2 protein-coding genes are annotated in these 1615 nt (G+C 40.3%); one reads left to right on the forward strand and one right to left on the reverse strand.

Annotation, left to right across the window (positions count from 1 at the left end):
• On the reverse strand, nucleotides 1-494 hold a 494-nt coding region (locus R8N28_RS24285), incomplete at its 3' end, for a replication initiation protein (RefSeq protein WP_318183555.1).
• A gap of 634 nt (nucleotides 495-1128) precedes the next feature.
• Here R8N28_RS24285 and R8N28_RS24290 point away from each other — a divergent pair.
• On the forward strand, nucleotides 1129-1615 hold a 487-nt coding region (locus R8N28_RS24290), incomplete at its 3' end, for a Qnr family pentapeptide repeat protein (protein ID WP_276419839.1).

Genomic DNA, 1615 nt, shown 5'->3' on the forward strand with positions numbered 1-1615 from the left:
CCTTTCAGATCGAGGTATTCCGCCAGTTCATCGAGTGTGTACTCGTACTCTGTCCAAAAATCATTTTGCCAATGTGGGTGCAGTGGATTTTTCGTCAGTAGTCCTGCGAATCCACGATCCGCTTTCAGACGCTCAATCATCGCGGATTCAATCGCAGCTGCGTAGCGAATAGGTTCACTATGCGCGATATCAGACGTACAGAATGGAACTTTCAAGCGATACGCAATGTGTGCGTGTGCGTTCTCTGGGTTCTTTGAAGTCCAATATGGTGTGGGAAGATCGTTGTCGTACCAAGCCAACACACCGCCTTGTCGATCAATATCAAAGACAAGGTAAGTGACCAACTTCGGTTGGTTCACTTGCAGATATTTTTTCTTAATCGCTGTACTTTTTGGGCGTATGTAAGTGACACCGAGTTCATCGGTGCAATACGGCTTATGAGGAAGCGTCTCGATTAGATCGAGTTGAAATGCGTTTGATTGTTTAGCTTTCACACATAACTGCACTTATGGCGGTTACGTGTGGATTGTCTTTGTCTTTCCATGTGTTAAAATTACCTTAAGCTTTAGCCCTGATAACTCTCCATTCCGCCAAGTTTGAATGAGTTTCGGGGCTTTGTTTTATCTAGAGTTAATCTTACTCCTCAATACCTTACTTCGCAATTTCCCTTCGCTTTTCTTGCTTTCAGGCACAAAAAAGGCCGCTATAGCGACCTTTCGAGAATCATTGTTCTACCGAAACACTGCACTTCGCACAAAGTGACATTACGTTAAATCCCACTCTTCACATTAAGCGACATGTTACCACCTAACATGCCGAATTTATCTTTAAGTCTTTGAATTTATGTTGACCATGAAAGATTAAATGAGCTTAGATCTGAGTAGAAATACGGCTTTTCGCCGTATAGAAAGCGTTATGTGTATTTCTTGCAAGCGCCATGATTAATCAAAACTTTTTTCTAGCCATGCGGCATGGGTGAATTAAAAAACGGTGCCTTAGAGCGTCAATTTGGCGCCTTATTTTTGCGATTTTAAGTGGTTGTAAGTTGCTGTTTTTAAGGTGTTTATTTTTCTTGAGAACTGGTTGGTAAATGTTAGTCTTCGACTCAAATAGAAAGAGGGCTAGAAAATGGATAAAACAGACCAGTTATATGTACAAGCAGACTTTTCACATCAAGACATGAGTGGTCAGTATTTTAAAAATTGCAAATTTTTCTGCTGTTCCTTTAAACGAGCGAACCTCCGCGATACACAATTTGTAGATTGTTCTTTCATTGAACGAGGTGAATTAGAGGGGTGTGATTTTTCTTACTCGGATCTTAGAGATGCATCTTTTAAAAACTGCAGTCTTTCAATGTCGTATTTCAAAGGTGCAAATTGTTTTGGTATCGAGTTCAGAGAATGCGATTTAAAGGGTGCCAATTTTTCTCAAGCTAGCTTCATGAATCAGGTATCGAACAGAATGTATTTTTGTTCAGCTTATATAACAGGTTGTAATCTTTCATACGCCAACTTTGAAAGGCAGTGTATCGAAAAGTGTGATTTGTTTGAGAATAGATGGATTGGCGCAAATCTGAGTGGTGCATCATTTAAAGAGTCTGATTTAAGTCGGGGAG

The organism is Vibrio sp. Vb1554 (assembly GCF_033344235.1).